Source organism: Bradyrhizobium sp. S3.7.6, from assembly GCF_054061875.1.
Genome location: NZ_JBSSEQ010000003.1, coordinates 241653 through 258444, shown reverse-complemented (window position 1 = coordinate 258444; position 16792 = coordinate 241653). Strand labels below are relative to the sequence as shown.

At 60.7% G+C, this 16792-nt stretch carries 14 protein-coding genes and 3 pseudogenes; 9 read left to right on the top strand and 8 right to left on the bottom strand.

Going from position 1 to position 16792, the window contains the following annotated elements:
* Positions 1-181: 181 nt before the first annotated feature.
* The 6 genes and pseudogenes from ACVJ5M_RS44720 to ACVJ5M_RS44695 form a co-directional block, all read right to left on the bottom strand.
* The gene (locus ACVJ5M_RS44720) at positions 182-1543 is read right to left on the bottom strand and encodes a M16 family metallopeptidase (protein WP_456679752.1); all 1362 of its coding nucleotides are present in this window, start codon (positions 1541-1543) and stop codon (positions 182-184) included.
* Positions 1540-2931, bottom strand: a complete 1392-nt coding sequence (locus ACVJ5M_RS44715) for a M16 family metallopeptidase (protein WP_354079491.1) — start codon at positions 2929-2931, stop codon at positions 1540-1542. Before ACVJ5M_RS44715 ends, ACVJ5M_RS44720 begins: the two co-directional genes overlap by 4 nt.
* Positions 2932-3132: 201 nt before the next feature.
* Positions 3133-4496, bottom strand: a pseudogene (locus ACVJ5M_RS44710) (M16 family metallopeptidase); the annotation flags it as partial.
* Positions 4493-5839 (bottom strand): annotated as a pseudogene (locus ACVJ5M_RS44705) (M16 family metallopeptidase). The pseudogenes ACVJ5M_RS44705 and ACVJ5M_RS44710, both read right to left, overlap by 4 nt.
* Positions 5840-6949: 1110 nt before the next feature.
* Positions 6950-7558: pseudogene (locus ACVJ5M_RS44700) on the bottom strand (transposase); the annotation flags it as partial.
* Positions 7559-7684: 126 nt separating this feature from the next.
* On the bottom strand, positions 7685-8017 hold the full coding sequence (locus ACVJ5M_RS44695; protein WP_354079493.1) for a DEAD/DEAH box helicase family protein: 333 nt from the start codon (positions 8015-8017) through the stop codon (positions 7685-7687).
* Between the two features lie 181 nt (positions 8018-8198).
* Here ACVJ5M_RS44695 and ACVJ5M_RS44690 point away from each other — a divergent pair, with 181 nt between their 5' ends.
* Positions 8199-8393 (top strand): hypothetical protein, encoded by a 195-nt coding sequence (locus ACVJ5M_RS44690; protein WP_085398580.1) that lies wholly within the window; start codon positions 8199-8201, stop codon positions 8391-8393.
* Positions 8394-8474: 81 nt separating this feature from the next.
* On the opposite strand, the gene ACVJ5M_RS44685 is transcribed toward ACVJ5M_RS44690, so the two are convergent.
* Together ACVJ5M_RS44685 and ACVJ5M_RS44680 are read right to left on the bottom strand one after the other, a co-directional pair.
* Entirely contained in the window at positions 8475-9029 is a 555-nt protein-coding gene (locus tag ACVJ5M_RS44685) for a peroxiredoxin (RefSeq protein WP_354079495.1), read from the bottom strand.
* Positions 9030-9039: 10 nt separating this feature from the next.
* Positions 9040-9183, bottom strand: coding sequence for a hypothetical protein (locus tag ACVJ5M_RS44680; RefSeq protein ID WP_354079497.1), 144 nt, complete (start codon positions 9181-9183; stop codon positions 9040-9042).
* A 384-nt stretch (positions 9184-9567) separates the two neighbouring features.
* On the opposite strand from ACVJ5M_RS44680, the gene nifH reads away from it, so the two are divergent.
* From nifH to ACVJ5M_RS44640, 8 genes are all read left to right on the top strand, one after another.
* A complete protein-coding gene (nifH, locus tag ACVJ5M_RS44675; RefSeq protein WP_354079499.1) occupies positions 9568-10458 on the top strand; it encodes a nitrogenase iron protein in 891 nt (296 codons plus the stop codon).
* Positions 10459-10525: 67 nt separating this feature from the next.
* Complete coding sequence (locus tag ACVJ5M_RS44670; protein ID WP_354079501.1) at positions 10526-11230, top strand: nitrogen fixation protein NifQ; 705 nt, start codon at positions 10526-10528, stop codon at positions 11228-11230.
* Between the two features lie 21 nt (positions 11231-11251).
* Complete coding sequence (locus ACVJ5M_RS44665; protein WP_456679762.1) at positions 11252-11488, top strand: homocitrate synthase/isopropylmalate synthase family protein; 237 nt, start codon at positions 11252-11254, stop codon at positions 11486-11488.
* An 85-nt stretch (positions 11489-11573) separates the two neighbouring features.
* Complete coding sequence (gene nifW, locus ACVJ5M_RS44660) at positions 11574-11906, top strand: nitrogenase stabilizing/protective protein NifW (protein ID WP_085398577.1); 333 nt, start codon at positions 11574-11576, stop codon at positions 11904-11906.
* A 1103-nt stretch (positions 11907-13009) separates the two neighbouring features.
* Positions 13010-14125, top strand: coding sequence for an electron transfer flavoprotein subunit alpha/FixB family protein (locus tag ACVJ5M_RS44655; protein ID WP_354037355.1), 1116 nt, complete (start codon positions 13010-13012; stop codon positions 14123-14125).
* Positions 14126-14135: 10 nt separating this feature from the next.
* Complete coding sequence (locus ACVJ5M_RS44650; RefSeq protein ID WP_354079505.1) at positions 14136-15443, top strand: FAD-binding protein; 1308 nt, start codon at positions 14136-14138, stop codon at positions 15441-15443.
* 41 nt (positions 15444-15484) lie between these two features.
* A complete protein-coding gene (locus tag ACVJ5M_RS44645) occupies positions 15485-15781 on the top strand; it encodes a ferredoxin family protein (protein ID WP_085398575.1) in 297 nt (98 codons plus the stop codon).
* 288 nt (positions 15782-16069) lie between these two features.
* Complete coding sequence (locus ACVJ5M_RS44640) at positions 16070-16636, top strand: hypothetical protein (RefSeq protein WP_354079507.1); 567 nt, start codon at positions 16070-16072, stop codon at positions 16634-16636.
* Positions 16637-16792 lie beyond the last annotated feature (156 nt).

Genomic DNA, 16792 nt, shown 5'->3' with positions numbered 1-16792 from the left:
AAGGGGGAGGGAGGCGGCAGGGAGTTCGTCCGCCAATGCGCCCCTTACTGATCCCAATGACCTCGGAGTCATCTGCAACGCCCTGTGAGGTGCGCACCCCGTTCATGTCCCCCCTTTTGGCCCCTCGCGGGGGAGGCGTTAGGGATAGGGATAAACCGCAACGGAGGTGCGCCTAGGAACGTCAGTTCGACTTCGGGGTCGCCGCTGTCGGCTGGGCGGCCGCCTGCGGGTCGCGGCCGACAATTACGGTGAGCAGGCCGTCGCCCCAGAGCTTCTTTGCGACCCGCCTGGTGTCGTCAAGCGTCACCGCGTCGACGATGGTGTTGCGCTTCTCGATATAGTCGATCGGCAGCTTGTCGAGCTGATACTGCAACAACGTCTGCGCTAGATTGGAGGAGGTGTCCAGCGCCAGCACCTGCGAGCCCTTGAGGTAAGACTTGGCCTCGTCGAGCTCCTTTTGCGTCGGGCCCTCCTCGGCGATGCGGCGGATTTCCGTCTCGACCGCATCGACGGTCTCGCCGGCGCGATCGGCGCGGGTGCCGGTGTTGCCGATGAACAGCGCGGAGTGATCCATCCAGAGCAGCGCTTCAGAAATCGAATAGGCCAGCCCACGCTTTTTGCGCACTTCGTTGAAGAGACGCGACGACATGCCGCCGGCGAGAATGTGGTTCACCACATCGGCCGCCATGAAATCCGGGTCGTGCCTGTTGATGCCGGGTCCGCCGAAGGTGACGACGGTCTGCGGCACGTCGAGCGGGATGAAGGCGCGCTGCGGCGGCTTGGCCGCCACAACATCGGGGATCGGCGTCAGTTCAGCCTTGGCCGGCAGGGTGCCGAAGGTCTTGTCGAGCAGCTTGCCGAGCGTGTCGGGATCGACGTCGCCGACCACGACGATGCGTAGCGTATCCTTGGCGAGGATCCGGCGCCCATAATCCTTCAGGTCGGCGATCTCGATTTTCGGTACGCTGTCCAGCGTGCCGGTGTCCGGCCTGCCATAGGGATGATCGCCAAACGCGACTTCGAGGAACTTGCGGTAGGCCAGCGAGGACGGATTGGTCGATTCTCGGCGCAGGGTGGAGATCACGTGGGCGCGGATGCGTTCGACATCGGCCGGCTCGAACCGCGCGGAGGTCAGCGCCATCCGCAACAGGTCGTACGCTTCGTCCTTGTTGTCCTTGAGCATGCGAAGCGAGCCGCGGAAGTGATCGCGCGTCGCGGAGAAGCCCAACTTGATGGCCCGGCGGTCGAGCCGCTCATGGTAGGTCTTAGAATCGAGATTGCCTGAGCCTTCGTCAAGCAGGTCGGCGACCAGATTGCCGACGCCGGGCTTGCCGGCCGGATCCTGGCTCGCGCCGCCGCTGAAGGCATATTTGATCGCGATCAGGGGCACGGTCGCGTCCTGCACGAACCACGCTTCGATGCCGCCGGGCGACACCAGCCGCTGGATTTTGGCCGCAGCCTGCGCGGGCGCGGATGACACCGTCGGCATCGCGGCGCAGGCGCCGCCGATCAGCGCCGCGCGGCGGGTGAGGGAATAGGTCACGAGCGCTTCTCCTTATGTTTCGGCGCAGTATCCTTGATCAGATGGCCGGTCACCGATCGCTTCTTGTCGAGCCATTTGGCCACGGCAGCGCGCACCTGTTCGCCGGTGACGGCACGGATACGGTCCGGCCGGCTCCTGATATCGTCGATGCTGAGACCGGTGGTCAGGGCTTCGCCATACCACCACGCCAGCCTCCCCTGATCGTCCTGGGCGTAGATCGCTTCAGCAATGAGCTGGGTCTTGACCCGCTCGAGGTCCTCGGCCCGTGCGGTATTCTGCGCGAGGTCGGCGATCACCTTGTCGATCGCCTCCTCGATCGGCGCGAACTCGACGCCTTGCTTTGGGGTCACCGAGATTGAGAACTGCGAGGGGTCGATCGCCGTGCGCCGGTAGCCAGCGCCGGCGCTGATCGCGAGACCCCTGTCGATCACCAGCGCGCGGTAGAGATAGGAGTTGTTGCCGCTGCCCATCAACTGCGCCAGCACGTCGAGCGCGGCACTCTCGCCGGCCGCAGCCGTGGTCGCCGAGGGCACCAGGTAAAGGCGGCGAAGGCTCGGCTGTTCGACGCGCGGGTCGGACAGCGTGACGGTGCGCGGTGCCGCCAGCTCAGGCTCCTGCGGGCGGATGCGCCGCGCGGGGATCGCGGGCTGGGCCGGGATCGGGCCGAAATTGCGTTCGACCAGCGGGCGCACGTCGGCGGCCTCGACATCGCCGGCGATCACCAGGATCGCGTTGTTCGGCGCGTAGAAGCGCTTGTAGAACGCGAGCGCATCCTCGCGGTCGAGCTTTTCGATCTCCTGGTGCCAGCCGATCACCGGGCGGCCGTAGGGATGGTTGAGATAAAGCGCGGCCATGATCTGCTCGGCCAGCCGTCCGTCCGGATCGTTGGCGACGCTCATGTTGTATTCTTCCAGCACGACGTCACGCTCGGGCATCACGTCCTCGTCCTTGAGGATGAGGCCAGTCATGCGATCGGCCTCGAACTCCATCATGGCAAAAAGCTGCTCGCGCGGCACGCGCTGGTAGTAGCCAGTGTAGTCGACCGAGGTGAAGGCGTTCTGGTCGCCGCCGACCCGCTGCACGGTCTGCAAGAACTCGCCGGCCGGGTGCTTGACGGTGCCCTTGAACATCAGATGCTCGAGGAAATGCGCGAGCCCGGATTTGCCCGGCGTCTCGTCGGCGGAGCCGACCTTGTACCAGATCATCTGCGTCACGACAGGCGAGCGGTGATCGGGGATCACCACAACCTGCAGGCCGTTGTCGAGCGTGAAGCTGGCGGGGCCCTCGGAGGTAACCGTAGTCTGGGCGCGGAGGCCGCTGCTTGACAGCGAGGTCGTGCAAACAAGTGCGGCAACAAAAAGGGCGGTCGCTCGCTTCGAGAGCATCATGATGATCCTTATGGAAGCCCGAACATGCGGTCGGGGCGTATTTGAGCTCGATTTCTATGCGCACGGCCACCACTCTCCAGTTCTCACCCAAGGGGCGGAGCGGAGAGCGAGGCGCGAAGCTCTGCGGGCGTTGCCTAAACTAATTGGGTTTGGCCGGCATTTTGGCGATGGCGGGACGCTTAGCTGCTCGGCGCCCGGTGAGGAAGTCGCGGCCGATGGCACAGTGGTCGACCTGGCTGCGCCCATTGGAGAGCGGCCGACGACAATGGTGAGCAGACCCTGGCCCCACAGCCGCTGTGCGGCCCTCTTGGCGTCCTCCGACGTCACTGCATCGACGACGGCGTTATGCTGTTTAACATAGTCGATCGGCAGCTTATCAAGCTGATGCTGCAGCAGCGTTCGCGCAAACTTCGAGGAAGTGTTGAGGGCCAGCATCTGTGAGCCGCTCAGGTAAGACTTTGCATCGTCGAGTTCCTGCTGGGTCGGTCCTTCCTCCGCGATTCGGCGGGCTTGATTCTCGATCTGTTCGACCATCTCGTCAGCGCGATCGGCGCGGGTGCCGCTATGGCCGACAAACATGGCGGAATGATCCATCCAGACCAAGCGCTCATGGACCGAATAGGCCAGCCCGCGCTTCTCGCGGACTTCGCGGAACAGCCGCGACGTCAGACCGGGGCCGCCGAGGATGTGGTTGACGACATAGGCCGCCATGAAATCGGGCTCGCTGCGGCGGACGCCGGGACCGCCGAAGGTCACAACGGTCTGGGGCACATCGAGCGGAATGAAGACGCGCTTCGGCGGTGTTGCTGCGACCACGTCGGGCACCGGCGTCAACTCCGCCATGGCCGGCAGGCCGCCAAAAGTCCTGTCGAGCAATTTGCACAGGGCCTCTGGATCGACGTCGCCAACCACCGCGATCTTGAGCGTGTCTTTTGCTATCACGCGTCGGACGTAGCCCTTGAGATCCGCGACCTCGATCTTTGGCACGCTCTCGATCGTGCCTCTGGCCTCCCGAGCATAAGGATGATCGTTAAAGGCGACTTCGAGGAATTTGCGCTTGGCGAGGGACGAGGGATCGGTCGGGTCTTGCCGAAGGCTCGCAAGCATGCTGGCACGAATCCGTTCGACATCGGCCGCGTCGAGATCCGTAGCAGGTCGAAGGCCTCGTCCCTGGTGTGTTCGAGCGTGCACAAGGCACCGCGGAAATGATCGCGGGTCGATTCAAAGTTCAGCTCAATCGCGCGACGGTCGAGCCGCTCATGAAAGGTCTGGAAATCCAGATCGCCGCAGCCTTCACTGAGTAGGCCAGAAACCATGTAGCCGACGCCGGGTTTATCGGTGGAGTCTTGGGTCGCGCCGCCGCCGAATGCGTATTCCATCGCAATCAACGGGACAGTGGCGTCCTGCACGAACCAGGCTACTATACCGCAAGATGACACCAGGCGCTGGATCTTGGTCGCGCCACGCGTTCCGGCCGCGGAAAGTGAACGTGGCGAGGCGTGCATCGCAGTCGAGAGCGAGGCTCCGCCGGCGAAGCCCGCACGACGTGTGAAGGAATAGGTCATGATCGCTTTTCCTGGTGGTTCCGCGTTGATTCTCTCATGAGATAGCCGGTCACGGAGCGTTTCTTGTCGAGCCATTTCCCAGCGGCCGCGCGCACCTGGTCGGCGGTGACGGCGCGGATGCCGTCCTGCCAGCCTCGGATTTCGTCGATGCTGAGTCCGGTCGTGAGCCTAGCACCGTAGCAGGTCGCAAGCACTTCTTGGCTGTGGGCGTAGGTTGCTCGCGCAATCAGCTGCGTCTTGACCCGCTCGAGATCCTCGGCGCGCGCGCACATGTGCGCCATATCGGCTATCACATCGTCGATGGCGCACTCAATCTCCCCGAACCCAACGCCGGGCTTCGGGATCGCAGAAATCTTGAAGCACGAAGGGTCGAGCGAGATACTGTTGTAGAACGTCCCCGCCCTGATCGCCATCTGCTTGTCGATCACCAGCGCGCGATAAAGATGTGAGTTGGCGCCGCTACCCATCAATCCCGCGAGAACATCAAGCACTGGACTGTCGCCGGCGGCCGCGGGGTGAGCCGACGGCACGAGATAATAACGGCGCAAGGCTGGCTGCTCGACGCGGGGATCGGTCAGCGTCACGGTACGCGGCGCGGCCGGCGTCGGCTCCTGCGGTCGCAGGCGTTCCGCGGGAATTGATGGTTGCGGGGGGATGTGGCCCTAACGCTTCTCCACCATCGGGCGGATATCATTTGCGTCGACGTCACCGGTGATCATCAGGATGGCGTTGTTCGGCGCATAAAAACGCTTGTAGAAGGCGAGCACGTCCTCGCGGTCGAGCTTTTCGATTTCCTGACGCCAGCCGATCACAGGGCGGCCGTAGGGATGGTTGAGGTAAAGCGCCGCCATCATCTGCTGGGTGAGCTGCGGATTCGGCCTGTTGGCGATGAAATCGCATTCCTCCAGCATCACGTCGCGCTCCGACAGCACGTTCTCCTCTTTGAGGATGAGACCGGTCATGCGGTCGGCTTCAAATTCCATCATCTTACCGAGCTGCTCGCGCGGCACCTGCTGGAAATAGCTGGTATGGTCGGTCCCGGTGAAGCTGCCCTGCAGCACGGTCTTGGAGAGATGTTTGGATGTGCCCTTGAACATCAAGTGTTCGAGGAAATGCGCAAGCCCCGATTTGCCGGGTGGCTCGTCGGCGGAGCCGACCTTATACCAGATCATCTGAGTCGCAACGGGGGTCCGATGATCCGCAATCACCACGACCTGCAGGCCGTTCTGAAGCGTGAAGCTGGCTGGTCGATCCGACCTGACTGTGTCCCGGGCAACGACGCTCCCTTGATTAATGTCATCCGCGCTATCATACGTTTCGACAGCCAGTGCGGTGCGCGTCATCAAATCGAAGGCACCAGCCGCGGTGCTTCCCACCTTGGCGGTTACCGATTTCCTGTTCTTCATCGCATCGCCTTTTCGTTCCACAGAGAGCCACGTTCTGTGACAGCAAATCCCTACAAAAGCGGGAGGCCGCACACCGTTTGGCAAGCAACTGAGCAAAGACCGGGCCAACTGCCTGGCGGCCCGCGCACGGCCACGCTACGCGCCAACTGGACGCAGAACAAAACGTGGGGCGCACGTACTGGCCAACGGTCAACCGCCGGCATGTCGTGAACACGACATTGCGCACGAAAGCGCACCATAACTTGGCGCCGACTGGCAGAATGGCAACTTGCAGCACACGACAGACCGAGCGGCGATTACACCGCCGACTCCAATTTCGCCTGTCTCGCTGTTACACGCATAAGGACGCTCATCCATCGAAACGTCTGACGCACGGCGTCGTACCGACGGTCCAACTCGGGCGGGCGGTGAACGATTGCCTGTTCGCTGGAGCGCAACTTTCTGCGCAGCGGATGCCACGGCATTGCACTCAACTCGGCTAATGGCTCACTGTCCCTCTGCGCCGTGAGTGGCTTCGCAATATTTCTCATGATCGCGAGACGGAAGTTGGCAAGCAGCTGCTTGGAGTGCACTCCGCCGAAATAGTGTAGGACAAGGTGCCAGAATAACGTAGATTTCTCGGTAACGCCAATTAGGTTGTCGAGAATGGGCCGACTTCGCCAATGTGGTCGCGGATAACGTTGATAGCGTTCAGCCGGCGAACCGCCTCGTCGGCAATCACCTCTAGCAATCAACAAACGCGTTGTTCCCTAGGGCGTCGTAGAATGGCGTTTCTGCAGCATACGCGCAGCAAGTGCACATCTTGTCAACTGCGATCATAACCATCAGGGAGAATTGGTCCTTGAGATGTCAGCCATGGACCAAAATCACGTGATCGAATGTTTAATCTCTCTCGAAGGTCCGTTTCGGATCCGTTAGCGACAGCTCTGTGGTGCGGATGACCCCATCGGCGTGGCGCTCTTCGTCGGCTGTCCATAATTAAACAATGCCCCGGCGTCATCCGCAGCGATCAGTCCTACTGCGTCATAATTTGCACCGACTCCGACGTCAGATTGGTCTGATGAAATAAGGGTATCGAAATAGTGTGGACACGAGAGCCGCGTTCTTCTCCGGACGGTGGCGATCGAATTTGGGAGTGTTGCTCAGGCCGCAATGGCGGACCCCCTCGGTCGATAAGTTTCGGGAATTGCAGCTTCCTTGAACAGCTTGGTGGAGGCTGTTTCTGAGGAGGGAATCGTTTCTCGCTCGGAGACCAGAATCCGTAGGCGGCAGTGCACGGTGTTGCGTGATGGTGGAAGCCACGCCAGCTTCGCCCCTCGAAGTGGCCAAGGCCAACTTCCTGTTTGAGCTCGTGGTAGTCGCGCTCAATGCGCCAGCGCAAGCTTGACGGCATCGACGAGCTGACGGAAGCCAATGTTCGCCGGAAGCGTTGACAACTAATATTTGGTCGGCGCCTCTTCGCCTGCCGTCCCCTCGATCGGCAGCCATTTCCTCCGGCCGGCTTTCGGCGCGCCACCGATCTCGATGTGCCGGACGGACGCGCACACGGGCGAAGCGCGAGGACAACCGTTCTGCCGTACCCTCACGCGACGTGATCTTGTGCCAAGCATGTGATGGCAGGCCGAGCGCAAGCTTCTTGGCCGAAATCGCTCGGTGCGTAACCCTGTGGTGAAGCGATCATCCGGTAGCCCCGGGAGGAGCGAACCCCAATGACCACGCGCACGCTGTTCGTGACCCATCGGGCGCCAAACCGCCCGTACAAGGACAGCCAGGTCGTCAACGCTAAATTGAAGGAGGCGTCGCGGCGACGAGCAGCACCGTCTTCTCGTGTGCAGGGCTGTTGGTGATGGCGTTGGCGATAGTCTGACTCTTGCCCCTGCCCGGCGGGCCGAACAGTACATAGCCCGCGCCGCGCTGGGCGACGACGGCAGCGATCTGCGAGGACTCGGCTGAGAGCGGCGCGAACAGTTCGATGCGGTCGATGATGTCGTCGATGGTCCGCGCATCGATGAAGCTAGCCCGGGACCCATCGTAGCTGTGGGTCGGGGTATCGATCGGTGACGCTCGACGGGATTGCTCTTGAGCAAATCTGCGCGGTCGACGAGATCCTTCCATATCAGTTACTTGGTGAATGACACCGTCGCGAGCGTGACCGGCTCGGTGACTTCCCAGCCCTGGATGCTCTTGATGTGACGGCGGACACCTTCGAGCTGGGCAGGCGGATCGACTCATTCTGAATGAGGGGGTTGAGTTGCGCCGGCGCTCTCCGACTTGTCGGCCGGACTTAATTCGCAGGTTGCTGAAATACGAGCTGAAGACATCGGAGGAAGCTGATCTGGATGATCGGCTTCCAACGATGCTCATGGGCTTATTCGCCCTACTGTTGGGTTGCCGCCTCGACAAAACAGTCGCGTCGATGACGGCAGCCATGCGCCAGCTCGACGACGGCCGGTTCGATGTGGTTCTGCCGGGTAGCGGATCCAAGAAATAGCCTCCACGTTAGACCGTACCGAGTCTGACGTCCTTCGAATGCGGGAGCTGCTTCTTCAACTGCACGATTCAACATGTTGCCTCAGGCAGGTTTAAGCGTGTCGCCGCCGATCTCGCGGTTGCAAGGGCAGAGCTCACCAGTTTGTATCGCATCCAAAACGCGTAGCGTGTCCTTTGGGCTGCGGCCGACATTGAGGCTTGTCGCATAGACATGCTGGATCGTATTCTCAGGATCGACGATGAAGGTGTAGCGATGCGCGATGCCATCACACGAGCGCACTCCAAGGCCATCGACCAGTGCGCCATCGGTGTCGGCAAACTGCCAGATCGATAGACGGTGCAGGTCCCTGTGCTCACGCCGCCAGGCGAGCTTGCAGAACTCGTTATCGGTCGAGCCACCAAGTACGACTGCATCGCGATCGGCAAACTCCTTGGATAGGCGGGCAAACTCAGCGATTTCGGTTGGGCAGACGAATGTGAAATCCTTCGGGTAGAAGAAGATGACTTTCCATTTGCCGGGAAAGCTCGTCTCAGTCAGCGTCTCGAAGGCGCTCTGCCCGTTCTCCTCTTGCAGGTGAAAGCCGGGCTTCACGCCTGTGATTTCGAACGGCGGCAACTTACTTCCAATTCCAGACATATTGTCCTCACTACAACATCGCGTCGCGCGGAAACTGCGTTCCGAGCTTCGCAAAGCAAGCGATATGCCACCCGCTCTGACGGCAAGTACCCATCGTGCCGGTCATGAAACATTCGCCTTTGATGATGGCGGTGTCCTCGAACCCGATCTGCACCGTATGATCTCCTCAATCGCCTCGGGCTAAGGCCCGGCATTCCCCGTTCCGCGCCCTTTCGCCGGGCGCTCGTAATGGAGTCAATGCGCCAGGGCTTTGTCCGGTTTCTGTCAAAGCCTTGCCGCTGTCGCGTCCGCCACGGCATCCGGTCTCGGACGCCGCGCGATTAGTCCAGCATGCTCAGGCGCTTGACGCACCTGCGAACGAAATGGCACGCCAGTTGCTAAATGGATGCAGCAACAACGAGTGAGGGCTGAGGGCATGCCGACGCCGATGGCGAGCGATGGCCTCCTTCCCGAAACCCGTGTGCCCACGTTTCTGAGAGAGAAACAGTCTCGCGCGTTCGGCGCGAAAAAAGTTGGCAATCGGTTGATGGAGAGCAACATGTCTTCGCTGAGACAAATCGCGTTTTATGGCAAGGGTGGCATCGGTAAATCGACGACGTCGCAAAATACGCTGGCGGCCCTTGCTGAGCTGGGCCAAAAGATTCTGATCGTCGGCTGTGATCCCAAAGCAGACTCGACCCGCCTCATCCTGCACGCCAAAGCGCAGGACACCATTCTGAGCCTGGCGGCGAATGCCGGCAGCGTCGAGGACCTCGAAATCGAGGACGTCATCAAGCTCGGCTACAAGGACATTCGATGCGTCGAGTCCGGCGGTCCGGAGCCAGGGGTCGGGTGCGCCGGAAGAGGCGTGATCACTTCCATTAACTTTCTGGAGGAGAATGGCGCCTATGAGGGCATCGACTACGTCTCTTACGACGTGCTCGGCGACGTCGTCTGCGGCGGCTTCGCGATGCCTATCCGCGAGAACAAGGCGCAGGAAATCTACATCGTGATGTCCGGCGAGATGATGGCGATGTATGCCGCCAACAACATCTCCAAGGGTATTCTGAAGTATGCGAATTCCGGCGGCGTGCGCCTCGGCGGCCTGATCTGCAACGAGCGGCAGACCGACAAGGAGCTGGAGCTTGCAGATGCCCTTGCCAAGAAGCTCGGCAGCCGGCTGATCTACTTCGTGCCGCGCGACAATGTCGTTCAGCACGCGGAGCTGCGCCGCATGACGGTGCTGGAATACGCGCCAGATTCCAAGCAGGCGGATCACTATCGCAATCTCGCGACCAAGATCCACAATAATGCTGGACAAGGCGCTATCCCGACGCCGATCAGCATGGACGAGCTCGAGGACATGCTCATGGAGCACGGCATCCTCAAGCCCGTCGACGAGAGCTTGGTCGGCAAGACCGCCGCCGAGCTCGCCGCGGCTTCGGCATAGTTCATGATGTCGGCCTTCTCGACCCGGGAAGGCCGACATCGTCCACTCAGATGCTGGGGGGACCTTCATGATTGGTACACAAAGACAATTGGCCGATACGGTGTCACCTCCTGTATCGGCGGCTCACGTCGCCGAGCAGCGCGATGCAAGTAAGCTCTACGGCCTTCTGACTGGACGCCATCCAACAGAAGTCGATATCAGCGATAATTACGATTTCGATCGCCATGTGCTCGCCTGCGTTCTCGCCGCATCCGCTATGGATGGCGGCCAACTTCCCGAACGGGCTGGCTTGACTAACCAGGAGCTCAATGCGCTCCTAGTGCAATACTTCCCGTCCAGCCCGGTCAGAAGGTGTACCTGGCGCGAACAGTCCGCGTTATCGTCTCCTGACGAGACAATTATGTTGCGCGACCTCATGCTAGCGCATCGTTCTACTCATAGCGAGGTCGGCGGCTGGTTGGCGACAATGATCGCGCGGCGCGCCATGGAGCCCAATCACTTGTGGGAAGATCTCGGTCTGCGGAAGCGCGACGAATTGTCCCGCCTCCTGACGCGCCATTTCGGGCCGTTAGCGGCTCGCAACTCCAAGAAGATGCGTTGGAAGCGCTTCTTCTATCGCATGCTATGCGAAGATGACGGTCTGGTGATGTGTACTACGCCGGTCTGCACGGTTTGCAATGATTTTGATCTTTGCTTCGGCGAGGAGAGCGGGGAGAGCCGGATGGCCGGACGACGGCGGGATCATCTGCGTCGTCTCGATGATTCCGTTTAAAAGACCGCGCCCTACCAAGCGCTGGACCCGCGATTGCTTGGCGGCCGCTCCCACCGCATTGTGATCGCCAAGCATTCAGGATTTGCCGCAATCACTTCGCTGTTGTCCGAGTTGCAGCTGTCGGTCACCGCCGGGCAAACCGAAACCATCCTCGCGCGCGTCCGCAAGCATGCCATCGAGCACAGGAGCCGGTTGCCCGGAACAGTGGTAGCAATCTGGCACGACATTCACGAGGGCTCCCTCGTCAAGGGCGCGTGATCGGTTGGTCAGCCAGGGCCGCGCGATCAAGTTGAAACATTCGGCTCGGATGGTTTCTGGGCGCGGATCTAGATGGAGGTTGAGAATGATGACGGACGGCATCCTTTCGCAATTGAAGAAGGCCTCGGCGGCAGAGGAGTTTTTTGCACTGCTCGGCGTCGAGTACGACGAGAAAATCATCAACGTGGCGCGGCTTCACATCCTGCGTCGCATGGGTCAGTATCTTGCGGGTGAGGAGTTGACCGGTGCATCCGATCCTGACATCGCCTTGCGTTGTAAGGCTACGCTTGAGCGCGCCTATGCCGACTTCGTCACGTCCTCCCCGATCGAACAGCGCGTGTTCAAGGTTCTCAAGGATGCGGCAGCGCCACAACCGAACAAGCATCCAGCCTTGGTCCAGCTCGGTTCCTTGGAGTGAATCGAGTTTACATCTCGTACTCTGGACCGCGAAGGTTCGGAGCTGACAGTTGCAATTCAAACGGAAGTTGCAGTGGCCTCATGGATCCGCAGCTTTAACACTTACTCCGCTCTCCTTAAGTGCCAATCACGACTGGGCGCTGGTTGGTCCATCCTTTCAAGCTGGTGCCCATGGCGCACCTATCTCCTGCAATGGTACGCCGGCAGCGGGAAGCGCACATTTGGCGAGGAAAGCGCACCAGATTCGGATGACTGTCTTCTGTCGCATTCCGGACACGCCTCGACTCGGTTCTCGAATGTTCCGATCGTCGTGAGAGGCTGCCAACCAATTTCCCTCCGTAAGAGTCTGTATTGGCGCCCAATTTTAATCGCCTACGCAATTGGTACGACAATTGCTGACATATGCTCAGCCAGTCTGGAGAAGCGCATGCACATCTTGGTCCGCATCGATTGTGTTTTTGACGCCGCGCAGGTTCGCGCGCGCTGCCTGTCGGCACCATGATGCGTCGCGACGCCAAAGCGATGGTCGCATATTCCGACCTGGCTGAGCTGAACGCTGGGCGTGATCCGCGCCAAAGGTTCGTCGACGAAATCACCCCCGTTGGCCGAGCTATGGCCGAGGTTTCGCGGGGGCAGTCCTTGCCCTCCAGCGCCGGTCGCGCGGCGCCGTTGACGGGCGGCTTGACCCCGGCGCTCGTGCTCTCGGCAAGAGTTGCGGGCTTGTCGCTGCAATCGGCGAGATCTCGAGGGCATTCGGATCAATGGATCGCGTTTTCACCGAAAAGCACGTGGCGGATAATGATATCAGCCGAGCCTCTGCCACATCCTCGATCCGTTCCAGCTCGGTTGCATCTCGAAGATGAAGGGACCAATCGATCGGCTCGCGTGACCGGCGCGGAGAACCCGAAACGCGTGATTCCGTGGTCGTCGACACTTCGAGCAATGTCTGTCTCGGCCCCGCGCAGCTGCCAGGCGGTGCTGACTGAATGGCGGCGGGCACCCGGCCGAACTTTTGACTGAAGCAATCCTCAAGCGCGGATTCAAAGCTGGGGGCGGAGCGCGCTCCGCTGGCGAGCCGCTACTGAACAACGGATGGGAGTACAGATGATGAGCACCGGACCCAAAGGCGCAGCGCCGGCCGCGGGAGGTGGTCGCGCAGCGACCAAGAGGGAGCTGCCCGAACGATTTAAGGCGTATAAGCACGTCTGGGTCTTCATCGAGCAGGAACGCGGGGTTGTGCACCCCGTCTCCTGGGAGCTGATGGGTGCCGGCCGCCGGCTCGCCGACAAGCTCAACGTCGACCTCGCCGCGGTTGTCATCGGCCCGGTCGGGGAGACAACGGAGCAGGCAGTCGCCGAATCCTTCTGCTACGGCGCCGACCTCGCCTATATCGTCGCCGACCATCTCTTGGCCGACTATCGCAATGAGTCCTATACCAAGGCCCTGTCAGAGCTGGTCAATACGTACAAGCCGGAAATCCTACTCCTAGGGGCAACTACACTCGGCCGGGATCTCGCCGGCTCAGTGGCCACCACACTGCTCACCGGCCTAACTGCCGACTGCACCGAGCTCGATGTCGATCCCGACGGCTCGCTTGCAGCGACGCGGCCGACGTTTGGCGGTTCACTGTTGTGCACGATCTACACACTCAACTATCGTCCACAGATGGCAACCGTCCGCCCGCGCGTGATGCCGACGCCCGAGCGCGTGACGGGCGCCGTCTGGCGCGTCATCTCGCATCCGCTCGGGCTTGTAGAAGAAGATATCGTCACAAAAGTCCTCTCGTTCCTGCCGGACCGGGATTCTAAAAAGTCCAACCTTGCCTATGCGGACGTGGTCGTCGCTGGAGGGCTCGGTCTGGGATCGCCTGAGAACTTCCAACTGGTACAGCAGCTCGCCGACGTGCTTGGCGCCGAATATGGCTGTTCGCGGCCGCTCGTCCAGAAGGGCTGGGTCACCTCGGACCGACAAATAGGCCAGACTGGGAAAACCATTAGGCCAAAGCTTTATATCGCGGCCGGTATTTCCGGGGCGATCCAGCATCGCGTCGGAGTGGAGGGTGGTGACCTCATCGTTGCCATCAATACCGACAAGAACGCCCCGATCTTCGACTTCGCCCATATCGGTATCGTCACCGACGCCATTCGACTGTTGCCGGCATTGACCTCTGCATTCCGCGCGCGGCTGTCGCCGCACTCGCACGACCGCATCGCCGGCTAGGGAGCTTGTTATGATCGAGGAAAAATTCGACGCGATCGTCGTCGGTGCTGGCATGGGCGGGAATGCGGCGGCGCTTACCATGGCCGAGCGTGGCCTGAAAGTGCTGCAGCTGGAGCGCGGCGAGTATTCGGGGTCGAAGAACGTGCAAGGGGCCATCCTCTATGCCGATATGCTGGAGAAGCTGATCCCGGATTTCCGCGAGGATGCACCGCTTGAGCGGCATCTGGTCGAGCAGCGCTTCTGGATCATGGACGAGCGTTCGCACACGGGGCTTCAATATCGCTCCGATGATTTCAATGAGGAGAAGCCGAACCGCTACACCATCATCCGCGCTCAGTTCGATAAATGGTTCTCGCAGAAGGTCCGCGAGGCCGGCGCCACGGTCCTGTGCGAGACCACAGTGACCGAGCTCCTCCAGGATTCACATGGGCGGGTGGTCGGGGTGCGCACAGACCGCGATGGCAGTGAAATCCATGCAGATGTCGTCGTGCTGGCCGAGGGGGTGAACGGAGTGCTCGGGACGGGTGCGGGGTTAAGAGAGCGACTGAAACCGGATAAGGCGGCACTCGCGGTCAAGGAGATGCATTTCCTGTCGCGCGAGACAATCGATGCTCGGTTCAGTCTCAAAGGCGACGAGGGGCTCGTCATCGAAGCTGCCGGAACCATCTCCCGCGGCATGACCGGCATGGGCTTCATCTATTCCAACAAGGAATGTATCTCGCTCGGTATTGGCTGTCTTGTTGCCGACTTCCAGCGTACCGGCGAGACGCCCTACGGCTTGCTTGAGGGTTTCAAGCGTCACCCTTCCGTCGCACCGCTGATCGAGGGTTCGGAAGTAAAGGAATATTCCGCGCACTTGATCCCCGAAGGTGGGTACAAGGCGATCCCGCAGCTTTGTGGTGAGGGCTGGGTCGTCGTCGGGGACGCCGCCCAGCTTAACAACGCCATCCATCGCGAGGGATCCAATCTGGCGATGACGTCGGGCCGTATCGCGGCGGAAGCGATCTGTCTTATCAGATCGCGAAATGATCCGATGACGGCGAAACATCTTTCGCTTTACAAAAAGATGCTGAATGACTCCTTCGTAATCAAGGACCTGAAGAAGTACAAGGATATGCCGACACTGTTGCATACCCACTCGCAGAACTTCTTTCTCACATATCCGCAGCTCTTCTCGAAGGCGATGCAGGATTACCTGCGCGTCGACGGTACACCAAAGCTCGAGAAAGAGAAGCTGATGCTGAACTCGTTCATCAAGGCGCGATCGTGGAGTGGACTGTTCAGCGATGCCCTCCGCATTGCCCGGGCCTGGCGCTGATCACCAAGCAAAGACAACGACGATTGACGGAGCCAGAATCAATGCCGAGCGAGCCATCCCAACGCGTCGAGGACAAACTATTCTACAACCGTTATCTTGTTGATTCCGGCCGCGCCCATATCAAGGTGCGGCCGCACACCACGCCATCGTCGCAGCTGCTATCGATGCTGAAGGCTTGCCCAGCACGGTGCTACGAACTCAACGATAAAGGTCATGTTGAGGTTACAGTCGACGGGTGTCTCGAGTGCGGCACCTGCCGGGTGATCTGCGAAGAAAGCGGTGATATCAAGTGGAGCTACCCACGGGGCGGTTACGGTGTGCTATTCAAGTTTGGTTGAAGCTTCAGGGGAGGGCCTGGCTTTGGCAGGATGCGGCGTTGTCGCGATGCAACGAGATGCGCGGGACTCGAGATTTCACCCGGGCGCATTCAATCGGGGCCACGGGCAGGCCCTTGCATGGTGGGCAACCGCAGCTTCCCAGCTTCCCCCCATAATATTCCCGACGATAGCCAAAGCGAGCGGATCCAAAACAAGGGCGCGACGCATTGTATCGCGGGGATATATCGTCGGCCGGAGAGCATTATGATAATTCGCGTACAAAAGAGCAGGGCAGCCGCTAACGCGCGGATGCTGCTCGACAGCTTGCGAGTAGAGGTAGGCCGTGAGAGTTCGGTTGGCGACATCCAGGCATGCATAGCCGAACTGAGAAGCTTGCCGCGCGAGAAGCTCGCGGATGCGGTGTTCATACTCTCGATGAATGCAAGACGGCAGGGCGAGTTGATCCGACAGGCGATCGAGAAGCGCGCCGAGGTCGACTTGGACTTTGATCCGCCGGCGAATGCCGATTTGGCGACCTATCTCGCCAATGATGCGGTCTCGACCTTACGCTACCACGTTGTCGACCTTCCGGACTTGCTGGACTTCTTGGTTCCGCAAGCGCCTGACGTCTGCTTCACCGTCCATCGGGAGGAGGCCGTTTTGCTGCTCGCCGCAATCATTCGCGAACAGCGGCTCGAAGGAGTCCGTGAAGGCCTCAGGCTCGCCGGGCTCTTGATGAGCCAGCGAAGGATCGTCATGCCGGAATCGGTTCGGAAGCGGACTCGAGGGGAGATGCCGACTGCGTGTGAGTGTCCAGGGCGCTTTGAGGACGGACCCTGCAGAGAGGTCAAAACCGCGTCGAAAGTCGCGGCGTAGTTCCTTTGTCCTCCGTTTAACGGTTATCGCCGACGCGGAGCCGCTATGCACGCCCGGTCGCAGTCCCCGGCCGCGTCAAGCTCGGGTCTTTATAGTGAGCACAACATCCGCAGTTCTGAGCTTTCGTGCTCAGTTGCAGCACGCGCGGTGCGCTGG